22 protein-coding genes are annotated in these 19,305 nt (G+C 29.9%); 10 read left to right on the top strand and 12 right to left on the bottom strand.

Features of this window, described 5'->3' with window-relative positions; all coding sequences use genetic code 11:
• Positions 1-81: 81 nt before the first annotated feature.
• The 3 genes from GVY01_RS08380 (at position 82) to GVY01_RS08370 (ending at position 2,427) form a co-directional block, all read left to right on the top strand.
• Positions 82-330 carry a hypothetical protein gene (locus GVY01_RS08380; RefSeq protein WP_017636451.1) on the top strand — a complete coding sequence of 83 codons (249 nt, stop codon included), beginning with the start codon at positions 82-84 and terminating at the stop codon, positions 328-330.
• Positions 331-353: 23 nt separating this feature from the next.
• Positions 354-1,130, top strand: a complete 777-nt coding sequence (locus tag GVY01_RS08375) for an N-acetylglucosaminidase (protein ID WP_017636450.1) — start codon at positions 354-356, stop codon at positions 1,128-1,130.
• Positions 1,131-1,302: 172 nt separating this feature from the next.
• Positions 1,303-2,427: an FAD-dependent monooxygenase gene (locus GVY01_RS08370; protein ID WP_017636449.1), complete on the top strand. Its 1,125-nt coding sequence runs from the start codon at positions 1,303-1,305 to the stop codon at positions 2,425-2,427.
• 67 nt (positions 2,428-2,494) lie between these two features.
• Here GVY01_RS08370 and GVY01_RS08365 read toward each other — a convergent pair whose 3' ends face one another.
• From GVY01_RS08365 to GVY01_RS08345, 5 genes are all read right to left on the bottom strand, one after another.
• Complete coding sequence (locus GVY01_RS08365) at positions 2,495-3,454, bottom strand: 2-hydroxyacid dehydrogenase family protein (RefSeq protein WP_017636448.1); 960 nt, start codon at positions 3,452-3,454, stop codon at positions 2,495-2,497.
• 78 nt (positions 3,455-3,532) lie between these two features.
• Positions 3,533-3,847: a DMT family transporter gene (locus GVY01_RS08360; RefSeq protein WP_017636447.1), complete on the bottom strand. Its 315-nt coding sequence runs from the start codon at positions 3,845-3,847 to the stop codon at positions 3,533-3,535.
• Positions 3,847-4,179, bottom strand: coding sequence for a DMT family transporter (locus GVY01_RS08355; RefSeq protein WP_017636446.1), 333 nt, complete (start codon positions 4,177-4,179; stop codon positions 3,847-3,849). The genes GVY01_RS08360 and GVY01_RS08355 overlap by 1 nt, the downstream gene beginning before the upstream one ends.
• A gap of 151 nt (positions 4,180-4,330) precedes the next feature.
• Entirely contained in the window at positions 4,331-4,831 is a 501-nt protein-coding gene (locus GVY01_RS08350; RefSeq protein WP_017636445.1) for a CHAP domain-containing protein, read from the bottom strand.
• Between the two features lie 319 nt (positions 4,832-5,150).
• The gene (locus tag GVY01_RS08345; protein WP_159333713.1) at positions 5,151-5,594 is read right to left on the bottom strand and encodes a DUF4870 domain-containing protein; all 444 of its coding nucleotides are present in this window, start codon (positions 5,592-5,594) and stop codon (positions 5,151-5,153) included.
• A gap of 391 nt (positions 5,595-5,985) precedes the next feature.
• Between GVY01_RS08345 and GVY01_RS08340 the strand changes: the two genes are divergently transcribed.
• Complete coding sequence (locus GVY01_RS08340; RefSeq protein ID WP_017636250.1) at positions 5,986-7,056, top strand: NAD/NADP-dependent octopine/nopaline dehydrogenase family protein; 1,071 nt, start codon at positions 5,986-5,988, stop codon at positions 7,054-7,056.
• Positions 7,057-7,127: 71 nt separating this feature from the next.
• A complete protein-coding gene (gene nhaC / locus GVY01_RS08335) occupies positions 7,128-8,522 on the top strand; it encodes a Na+/H+ antiporter NhaC (protein ID WP_029055835.1) in 1,395 nt (464 codons plus the stop codon).
• Between the two features lie 435 nt (positions 8,523-8,957).
• On the opposite strand, the gene GVY01_RS08330 is transcribed toward nhaC, so the two are convergent.
• Positions 8,958-9,740, bottom strand: coding sequence for a CHAP domain-containing protein (locus tag GVY01_RS08330; protein WP_017636248.1), 783 nt, complete (start codon positions 9,738-9,740; stop codon positions 8,958-8,960).
• Between the two features lie 624 nt (positions 9,741-10,364).
• Between GVY01_RS08330 and GVY01_RS08325 the strand changes: the two genes are divergently transcribed.
• The 5 genes from GVY01_RS08325 (at position 10,365) to GVY01_RS08310 (ending at position 14,214) form a co-directional block, all read left to right on the top strand.
• A complete protein-coding gene (locus GVY01_RS08325; RefSeq protein WP_236549868.1) occupies positions 10,365-11,891 on the top strand; it encodes a helix-turn-helix transcriptional regulator in 1,527 nt (508 codons plus the stop codon).
• Positions 11,888-12,337 (top strand): hypothetical protein, encoded by a 450-nt coding sequence (locus GVY01_RS12630; protein WP_236549867.1) that lies wholly within the window; start codon positions 11,888-11,890, stop codon positions 12,335-12,337. Before GVY01_RS08325 ends, GVY01_RS12630 begins: the two co-directional genes overlap by 4 nt.
• Positions 12,338-12,377: 40 nt before the next feature.
• A complete protein-coding gene (locus GVY01_RS08320; protein ID WP_046467137.1) occupies positions 12,378-13,100 on the top strand; it encodes a transcriptional regulator, SarA/Rot family in 723 nt (240 codons plus the stop codon).
• A gap of 28 nt (positions 13,101-13,128) precedes the next feature.
• Entirely contained in the window at positions 13,129-13,458 is a 330-nt protein-coding gene (locus GVY01_RS08315) for a PH domain-containing protein (protein WP_046467138.1), read from the top strand.
• A gap of 414 nt (positions 13,459-13,872) precedes the next feature.
• Positions 13,873-14,214, top strand: a complete 342-nt coding sequence (locus tag GVY01_RS08310) for a transcriptional regulator, SarA/Rot family (protein WP_029055839.1) — start codon at positions 13,873-13,875, stop codon at positions 14,212-14,214.
• Positions 14,215-14,563: 349 nt separating this feature from the next.
• On the opposite strand, the gene GVY01_RS08305 is transcribed toward GVY01_RS08310, so the two are convergent.
• The 6 genes from GVY01_RS08305 to GVY01_RS08280 are packed head-to-tail and all read right to left on the bottom strand — an operon-like array spanning position 14,564 to position 19,298.
• Positions 14,564-15,400 carry an urease accessory protein UreD gene (locus GVY01_RS08305; RefSeq protein WP_017638565.1) on the bottom strand — a complete coding sequence of 279 codons (837 nt, stop codon included), beginning with the start codon at positions 15,398-15,400 and terminating at the stop codon, positions 14,564-14,566.
• Entirely contained in the window at positions 15,400-16,014 is a 615-nt protein-coding gene (ureG, locus tag GVY01_RS08300; RefSeq protein ID WP_159333711.1) for an urease accessory protein UreG, read from the bottom strand. The genes GVY01_RS08305 and ureG overlap by 1 nt, the downstream gene beginning before the upstream one ends.
• 12 nt (positions 16,015-16,026) lie before the next feature.
• Entirely contained in the window at positions 16,027-16,716 is a 690-nt protein-coding gene (locus GVY01_RS08295; protein ID WP_017638563.1) for an urease accessory protein UreF, read from the bottom strand.
• Complete coding sequence (gene ureE / locus GVY01_RS08290) at positions 16,709-17,161, bottom strand: urease accessory protein UreE (protein ID WP_017638562.1); 453 nt, start codon at positions 17,159-17,161, stop codon at positions 16,709-16,711. Before ureE ends, GVY01_RS08295 begins: the two co-directional genes overlap by 8 nt.
• Positions 17,162-17,175: 14 nt before the next feature.
• The gene (gene ureC / locus GVY01_RS08285) at positions 17,176-18,891 is read right to left on the bottom strand and encodes an urease subunit alpha (protein ID WP_017638561.1); all 1,716 of its coding nucleotides are present in this window, start codon (positions 18,889-18,891) and stop codon (positions 17,176-17,178) included.
• On the bottom strand, positions 18,891-19,298 hold the full coding sequence (locus GVY01_RS08280) for an urease subunit beta (protein ID WP_017638560.1): 408 nt from the start codon (positions 19,296-19,298) through the stop codon (positions 18,891-18,893). Before GVY01_RS08280 ends, ureC begins: the two co-directional genes overlap by 1 nt.
• Positions 19,299-19,305 lie beyond the last annotated feature (7 nt).

The following is a 19,305-nucleotide window of genomic DNA, read 5'->3' as shown; positions in this document are numbered from 1 at the left end:
CTCTTTTCTTTATGTCGACAGAAATTTAAAAAATCATGTATCATGTATATTAAATATTATTTTAAAGAATAGAGGTGTCGTATGATAAATCCTAATATATTAAAAGCAATGGCAATTGTATCCAACGTGTTATTAGTGATAGGTATTATCTTTTTAATTATGTTGAAATTAGTTTTAGCCATTACTTTTTTTGCAGTGTCATTAGCTATTAGCTTAGTTATATTTAATGTACTCTTCAGAGATAAAACAGGAATGAAGATTGCTATTAATGTTTCTTTCTTTATAGTTGTCGTGGCAATTGTCGTTGCTTATTTCGTATTATCTAAATAGTTATAAATAGGAGCTTTGAATAAATGAAAAATATGAGTAAAGCCCGCTTGAGTACATTAGTTATCATTGTACTAATTATTATTTTTGGTATTTTGTATATTATTTTCGATACTAATTTATTTAACAATGATAAACGTGTTTCATTTAATGAAGCAGTATCAAGACAACAAAATAAAGGTGTTCTAAATACAAAAGAAGAAAATGGTGAATTTAAAAAGGCGAATGAATCTGATATTAAAAAAGCAATGTCAATTCACCGTGGTGACAATAAACTAAAATACATGGACATATCTGAAAAGGTTCCTATGTCAGAAGCGGAAGTAAATAAGATACTAAAAGGTAAAGGTATATTAGAAAAACAAGGAAAAAGCTTTTTAGATGCCCAAGATAAATACGAAGTAAATATTATTTATTTAATCAGTCATGCTATTATTGAAACAGGTAATGGACAATCAGATTTAGCTCATGGCATTAAAGATGGTAAACATCATTATTATAACTTTTATGGTATAGGTGCTTTCGATGAAAATGCAGTGCATACTGGTAAAAGTTATGCTAAAAAGCAAGATTGGAATTCACCTAGAAAGGCTATTTTAGGTGGTGCAAAATTTGTTAGAAAGCAATATTTTGAAAATCAGCAAATTTCTTTGTATCAAATGAGATGGAATCCACAAGAACCCGGACAAAATCAATATGCTAGTGATATACATTGGGCAGATAATATTGCCAAGTTTATAAAAAAATATTACGAACAATTTGGTATAAAAAAAGATAAAGTTAGAAAAGATTTTTACTTATAGTCGGTTTCAAATACAAAAGATTAACGTTAGATAGGAAGTTACTATTCATCTGTAATGATGTAGTATACTTCCTTTTTTGTGAAATTTGAAATTTAAGTTGTAAGGACCGAATTTTTTTAAAGTTTGAGATGTGATAAAATATATTAGAATCACAATGATAAGGTGGAATCATATGAAAATCGCAATCGTCGGTGCAGGTATTGGTGGATTAACTGCTGCTGCACTATTACAAGAACAAGGTCATCAAGTTAAAGTATATGAAAAGAACGACGCTATTAGAGAAATAGGTGCTGGGATAGGTATTGGCGATAATGTGATTAAAAAATTACATAATCACGATTTAGCTAAAGGTATTAAAAATGCAGGTCAAAATTTAACAGCAATGAAAACATTTGATGAACAAAATAATCCATTAATGACTGCTTTTCTTAAACAAGATACACTTAATGTGACATTATCTCGTCAAAAACTAATTAATATTATTCAATCGTACGTTGAACCTGACAGTATTTACTTAAATCATAATGTAACTAAAATAGATAATAATAACTCAAAGGTGACGTTACATTTTATTAAACAGGAAAGTGAAGCATTTGATTTGTGTATTGGTGCAGATGGTATTCATTCCACTGTGAGAAATACTATAGATGAACAAAGTAAAGTACAATATCAAGGTTATACATGTTTTCGTGGTTTAGTGGATGATGTCCAATTAGAAGATCCATTTGTAGCAAAAGAATTTTGGGGTAGAAAAGGTCGAGTAGGTATTGTTCCTCTTGTAGGCAATCAAGCGTATTGGTTTATAACAATTAATACCAAAGAAAATGATCTTAAATACAAATCATTTGGTAAACCACATTTACAAGCGCGTTTTAACCATTACCCAAATGAAGTAAGACATATTCTAGATAAACAAAGTGAAACTGGTATTATATTAAACAATATTTATGATATGAAACCACTCAAATCCTTTGTAAAAGAACGTACTATTTTATTAGGTGACGCTGCACATGCTACAACTCCAAATATGGGACAAGGTGCAGGCCAAGCAATGGAAGACGCAATTGTATTAGCTAATTGTCTAAAAGAATATGATTTTACTAAAGCACTAGAACGTTATGATAAATTAAGAGTCAATCATACATCTAAAGTGATTAAAAAATCTCGCAAAATCGGTAAAATAGCTCAATATCAAAATAGCTTAATGGTTAAATTAAGAAATACTGCTATGAAGATATTACCTAATAAAATTGCCTCTAATCAAACTAAATTTCTTTATAAATCTAAAGAAAAATAATGAGTTAGTTTAGAATTTTATTAGATTAGCAGTACTTGTGTCAGAGACATAAAGTTTTTAATTACCATTATTTATTATTCACAATAAATTGAGGCGTTTCGCCATTAAGTTTTTTAATAGTGTCGTTAGCAACAATTTTAGCCATCATATCTCTTGCTTCAAATGTTGCATTACCAATATGAGGTGTTAGTACTACATTTTTTAATGTTTTTAATTCATCAGTGATTTGAGGCTCAAATTCATAAACGTCTAAAGCAGCGCCTTCAATTTCTTTATCTTTTAGTGCTTGTACTAATGATTGTTCGTTGACGATAGGGCCACGTCCTGCATTTACTAAGTAAGCCGTTGATTTCATTTTCTTAAATTGCTCAGTATCAATTAAATGGTGTAAACCTGGATTGTATGCAGCATTTATAGTAATGAAGTCTGCATTTTCCAATAAAGTATCTAAGTCTACGTATTTAGCTCCGATATCTCTTTCTTTTTCTTCTTTACGGTGAGGCCCAGTGTATAACACGTCCATATCAAATGCACGGGCACGTTTTGCAACTGCACCACCAATTTCACCTAAACCTATAATACCAATAGTTTTTTCAGATACTTCTCGTCCTCTAAAGAATAAAGGTGCCCAACCATCAAATCCTTTAGTACGAGATAATTCATCACCTTCAACGATACGACGCGCAACACTTAAGATAAGACCAATTGTTAAATCAGCTGTTGCGTTAGTTGAAGCTTTCGGCGTATTTGTAACATCGATATTTTTTTCACGTGCATAGTCAATATCGACATTGTTGAAGCCAGCACCATAATTTGCAATGATTTTTAAGTTTTTACCACTATCAATAACTTCTTTATCAACGTTTGTTGATAGTAAACTTACTAATGCTGTTGCATCTTTAACACCATTTATCAATGCTTCTTTACTTATTAAACCTTCGTCATCATACATTTCTACTTCAAAATGCTTTTTCAAAAGTTCTAATCCAACTTCTGGAATTGCACCTGCGATAAATACCTTTTCCATCCTAATCACTCCTTTTATCAACAGTATATAAAAAGATACGAGTCTTAACAATTAATTCAACTATAAGAATAGGTCAAATTAACTTATTAATCGTAATCCGATTACAGCAGCTAATATCATAGCAATACAAATAATACGAAACACATTTTTAGATTCATTATAAAAAATCATACCTATAATAGTACCTCCCGCTGTACCAATGCCTGTCCAAATAGCATAAGCAGTACCCATAGGTATTTCAGTCATTGAAAGCTTCAATGTGCTAAAACTACAGACAAAAGCTATCCCAATTAAAATCATAAATATTTTATTTTTAGTTCGAGACCATTCATTCATAAATACAACGCCAGTAATTTCTAGACAACCAGCGATGATGAGATATATCCATGCCATTATTGATGACCTCCTTCAACATCTTCATTCGTTGAAAGTTTTAAACCGATAATTCCTAATATTAATAATATAATTAGAAATAATTTAATAAATGTAAAAGGTTGATTGAAAAAGACCATATCAACAATAACTGTACCTGCAGCTCCTATACCAACAAAAAAAGCGTATACAGTACCTACAGGTAAGCTTTTAGTAGTATCAATCACAAGATAGAAGCTTAAAAATATAAAAATAAGGGTTACTAACCAACTAATAAATGAATCAGCGTTATTTAAACCAGTAACCCATATGATTTCTACTAATCCTGCTAAAATGACTTTTAACCATTTCAATATTGTATTCCTCCTAATAAAATGACAATAAATCTATTCTCTCAAAATCGGTGATAAGAGGCAAAATGTAAGTGTTATAACATAAAAAAACTTGTAAATGATTAATTAATCATTTACAAGTTTTTATTCATTATTCAAATTACTATCAATATTAGATATGGATATAGTTGTATGAACCAGCTTCACTTGCTGAGATAGTACGTGTACTAACAGAGAAAGGTCCACCATTATAGTTCATTTCTGAAACTGTAACTGATCCATCGCTGCTAACATTTTCAACATAAGCAACGTGACCGTAGCCGCCAGCTGATGATTGTAAAATTGATCCTGCTTTAGGTGTGTTGTTTACTGTATAACCAGCTTGTTGTGCTGCTGATGCCCAATTTCTAGCATCTCCCCAAGTTGAACCAATTTTTCCACCGACTTTGTCATATACGTACCAAGTACATTGACCAGCAGTATATAAATTACCAGATGAAGAATTCTGTGTAGTAGTAGATGTTGTAGTAGTTGTAGTTGAAGTCTGTGTTGTATTATATGATTGATTATTTGGTTGATTAAATTCAGCAGCATCTGCATGATGAGATGTTGTACCGAAATATGCAGCGCCAATGCCTGCTGTTAATGTAGTAATAGTTGCAATTTTTTTCATGATAAATATCCTCCCGAATTTGTTTGGTATTAATATGTAAAGTGATATGGTGTAGCGATCCAAATATCATCTTCATTTACCAATTTAAGTTTTAATCGTTTTACGACAAGGGTAACTTTAACAGATATCAATGACTTTGTGTGTGTTGTTACACTATCGTAATTAAATTAAAAAAACCATGACTCTTGTTGTAATAAACAAAAATCATGGTAATAAATATAGTTAACGCTTACAATGGCGTTGTTAATCTATTTTTTTAATTTAAGTAACATTTCTAAAAAACATATATTACAAGAGGTTGTAATAAATTATCCAGAAATTATTTGAAAAATCTTATGCTTAAAGGAATTAAATATTCTTTACCACCATAATATTTTACACATGCAATGATAGTAAAAATAAATGATAGTAAACATAGAACTAATAATGCAATTATGCCAACAATATAGAAGATGATGCCAATTATTGCGGCAGTATCATTATTCATACTTAAACCGATAATAAAAGGTATTAACATAATTACTGTAAGAATGATTGTCCAAATAGTATACGAAATAGCAAAATTAAAATAGTTCTTACCAGCTTTATCAACAAGTTTAGATTCTTTACGTTTAATAACCCAAATAATAATCGGTCCAATAATGCCACTAAATAAACTTAGTAGATATATTAGCATAGACATAAGACGTGAATCTTCATCGTTCGAATCAATCATTTGAGATGTTTGATCAGATATTTCATTATATTGAAATTGTTCTGCCATAGGAATACCTCCATTTTATATGTAAATAAAATTTATTACATCTTTACTATATCAAATGTTTATAAATTAATAAATAAGTTTTTAGTTTATACAATAACATGATTTGTCTTATCGTCTATCTACAGGTTTATTTATTATAAAATAGGATATATAAAATTATTAGTTTCGTCATTATTAAGTATTCTGTAACCTAAGTTTATATATAAATTTAATATGTAAATGGTGACTAAACTAAATAAATAGTTTAATCATATTGTATTAACAATTATAATGTAGAAATGTAAAATTATTAATGATTTACGAAGGTATAGAGTGGGACTAGGATAACTTTTTATAAAGCCATTTTAGTTCCACCTTTTTAATGAAATATAAATAAGAAAGAGGTTTTTATATGAAAATTGCAATTATTGGATCAGGTAATGGTGCAGTAACAGCTGCTTTAGATATGGTAGACAAAGGGCATGATGTTAAATTATATTGCCGAAATCAATCTATTGAAAAGTTCAATAAAGCATTTGAACGTGGTGGGTTTGATTTTAATAATGAAGGCGAAGAAAAATTTATAGAATTCACTAATATTAGTGATGATATTGAAGATGTAATGAAAGATGCAGAAATTATTCAAGTTATTATTCCTTCTTCATTTATAGAATATTATGCAAAAGTGATGTCTTATCATGTGACAAATGATCAATTAATATTCTTTAACATTGCAGCTTCTATGGCATCTATTCGTTTTATGAATGTATTAGAAGACAGACATATTGATGTTATGCCTAATTTTGCAGAAGCGAATACATTAACATATGGGACTCGTGTTGACTTTAATGAAGCACGCGTTGATTTATCTTTAAACGTACGTAGAGTTTATTTCTCAACATTTAACAGAGAAGAATTGAATGATAGTTATGATAAAGTATCAGAAATTTATCCAAACCTAGTTAAAGAAGAAAGTTTACTTAAAACTAATTTAGAAAATGGTAACCCCGAAGTTCATCCAGGACCAACTTTATTAAATGTAGGTCGTATAGATTATGCAGAAGAGTTCTCATTATATAAAGAAGGAATAACAAAACATACGGTACGTTTACTTCATGGCATTGAATTAGAACGTTTAAATTTAGGACGTAAATTAGGTTTTGAGTTAGAAACCGCTAAAGAATCAAGAATTCAAAGAGGGTATTTAGAACGTAAAGATGAAGACGAACCATTAAATAGATTATTTAATACCAGTCCAGTATTTTCTCAAATTCCAGGTCCTAATCATGTGGAAAATAGATATCTGACAGAGGATATTGCATATGGTCTAGTGCTATGGTCAAGTTTAGGCCGTGTCATAGATGTACCTACACCTAATATAGATGCAGTCATTGTCATTGCTTCTACTATATTAGAACGTGATTTCTTTGAAGATGGTTTAACTGTAGAAGAATTAGGATTAGATAAATTAGATTTAGAATAATTACATGTCAAAAATATTGAAAGGAAAGAGGTCTTGTTTCAAAAAGAAAAGTATAGATAAGGGGAAAATATATGAAAAGACAACCAACTTTTTTAGAATCGATATCTACTATTATAGTTATGGTAATAGTAGTAACTACTGGTTTTGTAATATTTAACATACCTATTCAAGTATTGTTATTGATCTCTTCTGCGTATGCAGCTTGTATTGCATACCGTGTAGGCTTACGATGGGAAGATTTGGAAGAAGGAATTTCTAAACGTTTAAATACAGCAATGCCAGCTATATTTATCATTTTAGCAGTAGGTATTATAGTTGGTAGCTGGATGTTTTCAGGTACAGTTCCGGCACTCATTTATTATGGTCTTAATTTCTTAAATCCGAGTTATTATTTAGTATCAGCTTTTATAATTAGTGCAATTACTTCAGTAGCAACAGGGACTGCTTGGGGATCTGCATCCACTGCAGGGATTGCTTTAATATCAATAGGAAATCAATTAGGCATTGATAGTGGTATGGCTGCCGGTGCAATTATTGCTGGAGCTGTTTTTGGTGATAAAATGTCGCCACTTTCTGATACTACCAATTTAGCAGCTTTAGTTACAAAGGTGAATATCTTTGCACATATCAAATCGATGATGTGGACAACAATTCCTGCATCAATCATAGGTTTAATTGTTTGGTTTTTTGCTGGATTACGCTACCATAGTCAAACTAATCCTAAACAAATTGAACAATTACTACATGAACTTGCAAAGATATATCATATCAATGTATTTGTATGGATTCCTTTAATTGTTATAATCATTTGTTTACTATGTAAAATATCTACAGTACCTGCGATGTTAATATCAAGTTTAAGTGCATTATTAGTCGGTACATTTAATAATCATTTCAATATCGTTGATGGATTTAAAGCGACATTTAATGGCTTTAGCCATACAATGACGAATCATAGCCATGTGTCGAATAATGTTAAAGCACTTATTGAGCAAGGCGGTATGATGAGTATGACCGAAATTATTGTTACGATATTTTGCGGTTATGCATTTGCGGGGATAGTAGAAAGAACAGGTTGTTTAGACGTATTGTTAAAAACTGTCTCTAAAGGTGTTAATTCAGTAGGGACACTGATTTTAATAACAGTTGTATGTTGTCTTATGTTAGTTTTTGCAGCAGGTGTAGCTTCTATCGTCATCATTATGGTTGGTGTTTTAATGAAAGAAATGTTTGAGGAAAGACAATTATCGCAAACTGTGTTATCAAGAACTTTAGAAGATTCAAGTACAATGGTGTTACCTTTAATTCCTTGGGGTACTTCAGGTATATACTATGCACAACAATTAAATGTAAATGTTAATGACTTCTTTATTTGGACAGTTCCTTGTTACATTTGCGCAATTATAGCAGTGATATATGGCTTTACAGGAATAGGAATTAAAAAAATTAATAAAAATGAAGTTTAAATTAATAAATAAGTGGAAAGTAATAAATACGTTAAAACAATTACATAGGTATAAATTGTAGCGATTATATCTTCATTATGTTTTAACTATGATAAATATCCTTCTAATTAGAGTAGGGGTTAAGTTTTGTAGCGGAATTTAACCGTGAAATATTAGACTAAACGAATTCTTTTAAACAACATATTAATAAATTGCCAATTATTATGAGAAAGACTAATCAAGAAATTTATTTGAATTTGTTTATAATCAAAGAACCAGGTGAGATATATTGATATTACCTGGTTCGTTTGGTTATTGACTATGTCGAATGATAAGTTACGACATTTTTGATGAGTAAATAATAGTTGCACTAATATAATATAAGAAGACCGAGCTATGAAATCACTAGAAAGTGACTTATAGTTCGGTCTTCTTTTTATTAATATTTAAAATTGATTAGTGAATGTAGTTATATGAAGCGGCTTGGCTAGCTGAGATTGTACGTGAAGTAACAACACCAGCACCATGACCATAATTCATTTCAGATACACGTACTGAACCATTACTATTTACACTTTCAACATATGCAACGTGACCATATCCACCTTGAGTTGTTTGTAAAATAGAACCAGCAGCTGGTTTATTATTTACTGTATAACCTGCAGCTGCAGCAGCATTTGCCCAGTTATTAGCATTGCCCCAAGTTGATCCAACTTTACCACCTACGCGATCATATACGTAATAAGTACATTGACCAGCAGTATATAAGTTACCACCATTTGAAGATGCTTGAGATAATGATACACCGTTTGATGATGGTGCAGTAGTAGTAGTTACATGTACATTGCTGCTTGAAGTTGAGTAACTAGCACCAAGACCACCTGTACGTTGGTTGTTTTGATTATAAGCTTGTGTATTATAGCCGTAATCATAACTATTTTTGTAGCTATTGTAATTATTGTTATAACTATTGTAATTATTATTGTTGTAATTGTAAGCTTGAGTATTGTAACCATAATCGTAGCTATTATTTTGGTTTACTTGATTTGGACTCCAGTTACCTTTCCAAGTGTAGTGGTAGTTACCTTGTTGATCGATTGTGTATGAGTAACTATATGAACTTGGGTCATTTGGGTTGTAGCCCCCGTTATTATTTTCTGCTGCTTGAGCATCATGACTTGCAAAAGCGAAAGTAGCGATTCCTGCAGTTGCGATTGTAGCTGTAGCGATTTTTTTCATTTGATAAATATCCTCCTAAAATATGCTTAAAAAGTTTAAATAGCATCAAAGCTATAGTTTATGTAAGTTTTATTTCGTTTGTTAACGACAAGACATACTTTACCAAAAAAAAGTGAATTTGTGTGCCTTGTTATTGATTTGTAATTTTATGCTAATATTGTTACACAATTTAAAATTAATATAATAGTACATGAAAGGCACATAAATATAGTGGTTAAGCTATTTATCAAATATATTAAAAAAGTTACAAAATGATGTGTTACATATCTGTAAATTTACAGAAAATTTAAATTGAATATAGATGAAAAGTATAAACAAAATTTTTAAGTGTGAGACAACCTCTTTTAATCATACGTTGACTAACGTGCATATTTTAAAATCAAAGTAAGATGAATGAGCAGTGATAAAATATTAAGAAATATGGATAAAGTAACATATAGTTCAAAACATGCTATTTAAATATAATTAAAAATTGATATAATATTAAAATAAATTGCTACTATAAATTTTTGAACCATTATACAATTAAGTAAGAAGATAGATGTTATCTAATTTAAAGATTTAAAAGAAATGGGGACAAAATAAAGATTAGAAATATGTCTATATGCAACGTGAGGAATTTAAATGATAGAAAATTATTCAATTCGTGTTTTCAAGAATTTAATTATTAATAATAGTAAAGAGACAAATGTTAAACTTGTTTATTGGTTGAAAGGGAATGGAGATATATTAATCAACTTAAAAAGATATAAAATGCAAACCGGTAGCATTGCACTTATTATGATTAATGATGTGTATCAAATTAATAGTGAAGAACAAGCTATAACTAGTCTAATAGAAATTTCGGCAAAGGATTTTATGAGATTCATGACTCCTGGGACGAGTTTATTAGGTGGAGAAATTAATTCAGAAAATCATACAAGAATATCTTGGTTATTAAAGAAACTAATTGAATTAAGATGTATCAATAAAACTCAATACATGACGATAGATAAAGTTATTAAATACTTGTGTATCGAACTATGTTCAGTTGATTCAAATATTAATGATAATGAAAAATTATCTTTTATTGCTGAACCAGTTCATGAATACTTAGTTAAGAATCATTCACAAAAAATTATTAAAAGTGATCTCGTGTCTGCTACAAAAATACCTAGCCAATTATTAACAGAAATGTTTCGTCATACGCCATTCAATAGTTTTAATCAATATTTAAATCATATTAGACTTAGATTTTGTTTATTAGATATTATTTCAACGAATCTTCCTATTGAAGATATAGCTGGTAAGCATGGGTTTAATCATTATTCTCGATTTATACAACTTTTTAAAGAAGCTTATGGACAAACTCCTAAATTAATTAGAAAGAAATACATAGGAACATCTATCTCAAATAATGAAACTGAAGAAATTAAATTGGACGAAAATGTGTTTAAACTTATACGTAATATAGAGAAAAGTTCTAATAACACATCTATACAATGTGATATTCAATTTTCTGCGCAAGACAAACAGAATTGTATTTTTCCATATCAACTTTATATAGAAATGAATAAATTAATGACGTTGAGTCATTTTGATTTATTAAAATTAAAAAATAAATTGAATTATAGAAGTAATGAGATACATCTTATTATTGACATTGATTTTGACTTAATTATGCAAAATATAAAAATATTTGAAGATAACATAACTCAATTGTTGACATTAATGGACGATGTACATATGACGCCTGTTTATAAAATCAAAACTAAACAATCTAAGTATTTTACAGCGCAAGAAAGAATAGCATTACAACAATTAATGAATACGTTGTTTCAAGTATCAAGACGCTTTAGAAATGAAAATATTGAATTTTTAATGCATGAATTAAGTTTATTTGAAATAAAAGAATTTAAGCAAATTTTAAATTCATATTTTGATAATCACATTTTGCTATGGAGACCTAATGAAGAACAATTAGCAATAGTTGAACAAGTTGAAACATTCGTTGACTATATTATTCTTCCAATAAATCAGACAGATAAAATCAAATTAGCGCAACCAAATAAGTTAATGATAAGTAATTTATTTACAAATACAACAAAAGAACTTATTGATATAGTTGATTTAAAAAATTTGAAAATATATTTAAACATCTATGTAATATGAGATCTATTCATTTATATTGGCAACATTTAGATTTGAAAGAAAAACAGTCATCTCAAATTTCATTGTCAGATTCCATTTTATTTATGCTAAATATTTTTAATCAACTACGAGGGGATATAGTTTATCTAGATACACAATTATTAGTTACTAATTATAAAAATGAATATCAATGTATTGCACTATTTGATTTACCTATTTCCAAAAATCCAAATGTTGAGCAAGTTCAATTAAATTTCTCAAGTATTAATAAAATCACTCATGCTGAAATTAACATGATTAATTATCAAACATTTATGAAACCAATGAAAAACGATAATGAATCAATTGTAAGTGAAATGAAAATAGAGAACCTTTATTGGATTGGCGAAATGACTAAAAAAGACATAGAAGAAAGCTTAATTCGATTACCAAGTATGACAATAGCACATATTAAAATATTGATTTAGTTAATTATGCATGACTGATTAGTAGAGAGGAAGATATGTCATGTCATATGTGAAAATGAACTGTTTTGTAGCACACTATATGTTAGTTAAATTAGCTAATGATTATTTAAAATATTCATACCATTTAACTATAAATCATGTTAAATTACTCTACTTTATATTATATTTATATGATGAAAATAAGCATATAGATATTAGCCAACTCGAAATGTATAATAAGCGATCGAAATTTTCAATTTTAAAAATGTTGCAATATTTGTATCAAAACAATTGGATATCAAAAGAACGTGATGACAAAGATCAACGAAAATTGGTTATTACTATGTCAGAACAACAGAAGAATAAAATTCATTTATTATTTAATGAAATTGATGAGATGCTAGAATCTCGAAAGATAGTTATAAATCAGAGAGTAAGTAACCACATTTTATATTTTATTAAATGTGGTGAGGTACTTGATGATATGGATGAACAATTAATGATTAATAATCTCTCTTTGGAAGAGGTGTATTTGTTAGCAATATTACTTAATAATGATAATAAAATGACAGTTAAGTATATGAGATATAAAACTCAAGTAGGTATAGTTTCTTTAAGTTCTATAATAAAAAAGTTAAATCAAAAAGGCTATATAATCAAAGAACGTAGTTTAGAAGATGAAAGAACGATTATATTAAAATTGAACGATTGTAAAGCATCCTTAATACTTTCTATTATTGAATCATGTTACAATACTTTAAAACAAGGAATGAAGAACTTGTAAATTAGTAAGTAATAGAAGGAGTTAACATATGATTTTAGATAATGTAAATCCCAATGATTTATTTCCAACAGAGAAAAAAGGACCTTCTGTATTAGGTATTATGGATTACGAAGTTAGAGGACAGTCACAATTTGAAGGTGCATTTATAGCTACTTCAGAAAGAATTATAATGAATGTAGATATGAATGGACAATTTTATTATAGAAGTATTGGGTATGATGAAGTTAATGATATACAATATGATGGTAAAACAATCACTTTTGATTTCAATATTGGTAAAATTCCAATGCACGATTTTAAATCTAACGATGTACAAAGTTTTGTTGATTTTGTTAAAGAAAAATTACAATCAAAGTAATTTAGAGTTTCAAAATCAGCTGAATTAAAATTATTAATATAGCGATAAACCGTGAATAAATTAATTCTTAATTTTTTCTGGCTTATCGCTTTTTTATTTTAAAAGTTTAAACATGTAGAATTACTTCTAAAAAGTCAATTAATCAGATAGTTATTATAAAATAATTAAAATATAACCAATAATTAAAAGTATTAAAATTTTGATATGCATATTTTAATAACCTTGAATAAAGTTAAATAAATGTTTGTGAAAAGTAATAAATATATAAATGCAAATTCGAGTAATAAAATTATTGAATTTTTATACTTGTTTGTTTAAAATGAACTTTGTAACATGGGTGGAGTTCAATTCAGTTAGATGAAATTATGTGAGCCTTGCTACAACAAGATGTGCATCAGAGGAGTGGTTTTTAAAATGGCAAAAATAAAAAATATTAATGATTTAGTAGAAGCTACATTTCAAGTGAAAAAGTTCTTTAGAGACACTAAAAAGAAATATAATTTGAATTATGAGGAAATTTATATTTTGAATTATATCTTAAAAAGTGGTTCTACTGAGATTTCTTCTAAAGAAATTGCGACATGTTCTGAATTTAAACCATATTACTTAACAAAAGCATTACAAAAACTAAAAGAGTTAGATTTATTATCGAAAAAAAGAAGTGTTCATGATGAACGTACAGTTATAGTATATGTAACTAAAGAACAAAAAGATAAAATTAAAAAGCTCATTGATGAATTAGAACAATATATCTAAGTAACTCGTTTTATTATATTGTATTTCTTATATTAAGGGTTCAAATTCAGGTGATTGATGTAATGGAAAAGTAGGTTTTGGAATTGAGAAGTGGAATGGAGTATATAAATTTATATGATATGCTCCATTTAATAGGGTAGCTAGGAAATGATAGATGTTGATCAGTAAGAAAGTTTATTAAATAGAAAAGAGATTTATTTAATGGTTAGTGAATGTGTTTTTATTGTTAATACGATAAAGAGTATCCATTGATCACAAATTGAATAGCATCTAAACTACATAATATAGCTTCATCCTTATTTTTTAGCTTGAAAAAGGCATGGTTACATTTGTAACCATGCCTTTTAATTTAATATTTTCTTAAAAAGTTAATTTCTCTATCATACAGTTCATTAGCAATATAAGATTGGGCTTTTTCAAGTATGGATTCTATATACTGCGTACGGTTAGACAAAATTCTAATTGAAAGTCCATGAGTAGGTAATTGCGTTATACCTAATCGACAGTTTAATTCTTTCTCAAAGTGTTTAATTTGATTATAAATTTCATCAATGAATTTTTGATTTACACTAGGATGAATAAAATATGCTGAGCCTAAGTGTGTATAATTTTCCATGTAACCTAAAGAATCAATTGAATTTTTTTCAGGATTTAACATAAGATTGTCGTATGTTACGAGTTCATTATTGATATAAATTTCATTAACTAAATGCATATATTTATATGAAAAGTTTTTATCATCTGATGAGTAACCAGGTGTGAGAATATCGGTATAAAACATCGCACTTGTTTCATCTAAATCAAAACGATTGTGTTGATAAAATTTAGCATTTTCATAAGCAATGATTGGATCAGCTACGTATTCCATATAAGCATTAGGTTTTAATTGGAAAGTTTGATATTGTTCAACATGATCTTTTAAAGTTTTATAAATTTTTGTAGCACCTTGAGACGTTAGTGTGACACTAGCATTATCTTCAATATTGAAATTCATAGAATAACGGTCACCATCAAGGTAACCACCACCTACATTAACAATATAGAAAGTAGGGGTAGTTGACCCATTTAGGTAAACAGGACGTATGACTTTTAATGCTTTTTCAAAAAAGATGTCACGTGCTACAGAACGTTTACCATTATTAAAAACTGTTAAATCAAGTTGACCTGTCCAAGATTGTTGAGACATTATGATAATCCTTTTAGTAACGTATCTCGTTCAATCCACTCAATAACTTCATCTAGGCCTTCATCTGTTTTTAAATTTGTAAATGCGAATGGTCTGTCTCCACGAAATACTTTTGTATCTTCAGCCATTTGGTCTAAAGAAGCGCCAACATGAGGTGCTAAATCTGTCTTATTAATGATAAAGAAATCAGATTTAATCATACCTTGTCCACCTTTACGTGGAATTTTTTCACCTTGGGCAACGTCGATAATATAAATTGAAAAGTCAACAAGTTCAGGACTAAATGTTGCAGCTAAATTATCGCCACCAGATTCAATGAAAATAAGTTCGATGTCATCATTTCTTTCTAAAAATTCATCAATAGCAGCAAAGTTCATAGAAGCATCTTCACGAATTGCTGTATGCGGACAACCACCAGTTTCAACACCGATAATTCTATCTTCTGGTAAGACACCTGTATTGACTAAGATTTTTTCGTCTTCTTTTGTATATATATCGTTTGTTATAACGCCAATGCTCATATCTTTAGCTAGACGTCTAACAACTTTTTCTATTAATTGAGTTTTACCTGCACCAACAGGTCCACCAATTCCAATTTTAATTGGTTCAGTCATATATTTGACCTCCTATGAAATAAATATTCTTACATTTACATTTTCGTGTTCCATTTGATTTAATTCTAATCCAGGCGCAGTCATACCAAAGTCACTTTCATCAAGAGATAAAACATGATTTCGTGTTTCTTCTATATAAGGAATCATTTGAGTTACAACTTTTTGACCGGCAGTTTGACCTAAGGGAATAGCTCTTACTGCATTTTGCGTGAGACTAGATACATTTTGATAGAGATAATAATCAATAATTGTACTAATATCAACGCCTAAATAATGACCAAGCATAGTAAAACAAATTGCTGGATGTAGCTTAGCTTTTTTATTTTTCATTTGTTCATGATACCAATGAATCCATTCACTATCGTATAATTCCATAGCTAATTTCACCATTCTTGTGCCCATTTGTTTAGCTCCGACACGAGTTTCTTTAGGTAAACTTTGAACAAAGATAAGTCGATCCATACGTAAGATTTTATCAACATCATTATTGTCTAAGGCTTCGTATACAATTTTCATTGCTAAACCATCAGAATAAGTTAGCTGTTCATTTAAAAATAATTTTAACCATTGAACAAATGTTAAATCATCATGTACCGCTTCATGTTGAATATATGTTTCCAAGCCGAATGAATGACTAAATGCACCGGTTGGAAACTGTGAATCACAGAACTGAAATAAGCGTAAATTTTGATGATCAATCATGAGAATGTCCTATATGTCTAAACGCTTGGTTTACTTTTCTATCTTCATGACTATAAGGAATACCTAAAGATTTAAGTAAATCTTCAACGAGATAGTCATATTGTACTAACATCTCAGTTTCTGTGAACTGTGCAGGTAAATGACGATTACCAAGTTGATGGGCAATATCTCCCATTTCTTTTAATGTACGTGGTTTGATAACAAGTAAATCTTCAGAATTTACATCAACGATAATCATATTTGTATCATCTTTATATAAAATATCACCGTACTGTAAATCGATAGGTTGTTTCAAACGAATACCAATTTCATTACCATGATCCGTTTTTACGCGTTGGATACGTTTAACTAAGTCAGAATTTTCTAGATAAACTTTTTCTACATGTTTATTTTTTTCATCAGCTGATAAATTAGCAATATTGCCTTGAATTTCTTCTATAATCATTAACAATTTTCCTCCTAGAACAAGAAGTATCTTTGAGTTAATGGTAACTCAGTAGCAGCTTCACTTGTAATTTTTTCACCGTCAACAAATACTTCATATGTTTGTGGATCAACATCTAATTTAGGTGTTGCACTGTTATTTTTCATATCTGCTTTAGATAAATTACGAATGTTTTTAACAGGTCTAACCATACGTTGTAAGTTAAGTTGTCTATAAATACCATTTTCAAATGCAGTGTTAGAAACGAAAGTCATTGCTGTATGAGTGATATTACCACCATATTGACCATACATTTTACGATATTTCATAGGTTCTGAAGTTGGAATAGAGCCATTAGCATCACCGTTAACTGCTACATTGATTAAACCACCTTTAACTACAAGTTCAGGTTTAACGCCAAAGAACGCAGGATCCCATAATACAAGGTCGGCTAATTTACCTGATTCAATTGAGCCAACATATTCTGAAATACCATGTGTAATCGCAGGGTTAATAGTGTATTTAGCAATATAACGTTTAATACGATTGTTATCATTATATTCTGAGTCGCCTTCTAAAGCACCACGTTGTTCTTTCATACGATGTGCAGTTTGCCAAGTACGTGTAATCACTTCACCTACACGACCCATAGCTTGAGAGTCAGAACTAATCATACTGAATACACCCATATCTTGTAATACGTCTTCTGCAGCAATTGTTTCTTTACGAATACGAGAATCCGCGAATGCAATATCTTCAGGAATAGAAGCATTTAAATGGTGAGTAATCATTACCATGTCTAAATGTTCGTCTACAGTATTATGTGTATAAGGTAGAGTTGGGTTTGTAGATGAAGGTAAAATATTTGAATATGAAGCGGACTTAATTAAGTCAGGTGCGTGACCACCACCAGCACCCTCAGTATGGTACATGTGTAACACACGGTTCTTAATTGCTTTCATAGTGTCTTCCATAAATCCAGCTTCATTCAATGTATCAGCATGTAAAGCGATTTGGACATCGAATTCATCTGCAACATCTAAAGCATGACTTAAAGCTGAAGGCGTTGCACCCCAGTCTTCGTGTACTTTTAAACCAATAACCCCAGCGTGAATTTGTTCAATAAGTGCTGTATGATTGACAGCTTGCCCTTTACCTGTGAAACCTACATTGATAGGTAATGCTTCAGCAGCTTCTAACATACGATGTATATGCCAAGGTCCAGGTGTAACGGTAGTTGCTTTTGCACCTTCAGATGCACCAGTTCCGCCACCAATATGAGTAGTGATACCACTTTCTAAAGCAACTTCAGCTTGTTCTGGGTTAATAAAGTGAACGTGTGTATCAATACCACCCGCTGTAACAATTTTACCTTCAGCAGAAATAATATCTGTTGTACTTCCGATGATTATATTGACGTTATCCATAATATCTGGATTACCCGCTTTACCGATTGCAAAAATATAGCCGTTTTTAATACCAATGTCACCTTTAACTACTTTGTCATAGTCAATAATGACTGCATTAGTTATAACTAAATCGGCTACATTTTTATCATCACGAGTCACGTTAGGATTTTGAGCCATACCATCACGGATAGATTTTCCGCCACCGAAAGTTGCTTCGTCACCATAATTGGCATAATCTTTTTCAACTTCTGCGAATAGGTTAGTGTCGCCTAATCTAATTGCATCTCCAACTGTTGGACCATATAAACTTGTATATTGTGATTGAGTCATTTTAAAGCTCATTATCTTTTACCACCTTTTTTATTGGTATTTTCATGACCTTCGTCATTATAAACACCAGCGTACTCGTCGTCTTCACCAGTAGGGCGATAAACACGGGAGCCATCAATTGGACCATTAACGAATCCACGGAAACCATAAATTCTACGGTTACCAGAATACTCTACTAGTTGCACGTGTTTTACATCGCCAGGTTCAAATCTGACAGCGGCACCAGCTGGAATATCTAAATGTTTACCATATGCTTTGTCTCTTTCAAATTCTAAACCTAAGTTAGCTTCAAAAAAGTGGAAATGTGAACCAATTTGAATAGGACGATCTCCAACATTCTTAACTTCAATAACTGTTTCAGGTGAATTTGGATTAATTTCAATATCTGTTTTTTTTACTCTAATTTCTCCAGGAATCATACTTATG

This window comes from Staphylococcus sp. 8AQ, from assembly GCF_902506595.1.
Taxonomy (GTDB): Bacteria; Bacillota; Bacilli; order Staphylococcales; family Staphylococcaceae; genus Staphylococcus; species Staphylococcus pasteuri.
Note: the sequence above shows the minus strand (reverse complement) of the source record. Positions and strands in the feature narration are given on the sequence as shown.

Coding starts and splice junctions, on each gene's coding strand:
- GVY01_RS08295 (WP_017638563.1), bottom strand. CDS start 16,716: ATGATTGATCATCAAAATTTACGCTTATTTCAGTTCTGTGATTCACAG.
- GVY01_RS12630 (WP_236549867.1), top strand. CDS start 11,888: ATGAGATCTATTCATTTATATTGGCAACATTTAGATTTGAAAGAAAAA.
- GVY01_RS08350 (WP_017636445.1), bottom strand. CDS start 4,831: ATGAAAAAAATTGCAACTATTACTACATTAACAGCAGGCATTGGCGCT.
- GVY01_RS08305 (WP_017638565.1), bottom strand. CDS start 15,400: ATGTCTCAACAATCTTGGACAGGTCAACTTGATTTAACAGTTTTTAAT.
- GVY01_RS08340 (WP_017636250.1), top strand. CDS start 5,986: ATGAAAATTGCAATTATTGGATCAGGTAATGGTGCAGTAACAGCTGCT.
- GVY01_RS08370 (WP_017636449.1), top strand. CDS start 1,303: ATGAAAATCGCAATCGTCGGTGCAGGTATTGGTGGATTAACTGCTGCT.
- ureC (WP_017638561.1), bottom strand. CDS start 18,891: ATGAGCTTTAAAATGACTCAATCACAATATACAAGTTTATATGGTCCA.
- GVY01_RS08310 (WP_029055839.1), top strand. CDS start 13,873: ATGGCAAAAATAAAAAATATTAATGATTTAGTAGAAGCTACATTTCAA.
- ureG (WP_159333711.1), bottom strand. CDS start 16,014: ATGACTGAACCAATTAAAATTGGAATTGGTGGACCTGTTGGTGCAGGT.
- nhaC (WP_029055835.1), top strand. CDS start 7,128: ATGAAAAGACAACCAACTTTTTTAGAATCGATATCTACTATTATAGTT.
- GVY01_RS08365 (WP_017636448.1), bottom strand. CDS start 3,454: ATGGAAAAGGTATTTATCGCAGGTGCAATTCCAGAAGTTGGATTAGAA.
- GVY01_RS08345 (WP_159333713.1), bottom strand. CDS start 5,594: ATGGCAGAACAATTTCAATATAATGAAATATCTGATCAAACATCTCAA.
- GVY01_RS08380 (WP_017636451.1), top strand. CDS start 82: ATGATAAATCCTAATATATTAAAAGCAATGGCAATTGTATCCAACGTG.
- GVY01_RS08330 (WP_017636248.1), bottom strand. CDS start 9,740: ATGAAAAAAATCGCTACAGCTACAATCGCAACTGCAGGAATCGCTACT.
- ureE (WP_017638562.1), bottom strand. CDS start 17,161: ATGATTATAGAAGAAATTCAAGGCAATATTGCTAATTTATCAGCTGAT.
- GVY01_RS08360 (WP_017636447.1), bottom strand. CDS start 3,847: ATGGCATGGATATATCTCATCATCGCTGGTTGTCTAGAAATTACTGGC.
- GVY01_RS08315 (WP_046467138.1), top strand. CDS start 13,129: ATGATTTTAGATAATGTAAATCCCAATGATTTATTTCCAACAGAGAAA.
- GVY01_RS08280 (WP_017638560.1), bottom strand. CDS start 19,298: ATGATTCCTGGAGAAATTAGAGTAAAAAAAACAGATATTGAAATTAAT.
- GVY01_RS08325 (WP_236549868.1), top strand. CDS start 10,365: ATGATAGAAAATTATTCAATTCGTGTTTTCAAGAATTTAATTATTAAT.
- GVY01_RS08375 (WP_017636450.1), top strand. CDS start 354: ATGAAAAATATGAGTAAAGCCCGCTTGAGTACATTAGTTATCATTGTA.
- GVY01_RS08320 (WP_046467137.1), top strand. CDS start 12,378: ATGTCATATGTGAAAATGAACTGTTTTGTAGCACACTATATGTTAGTT.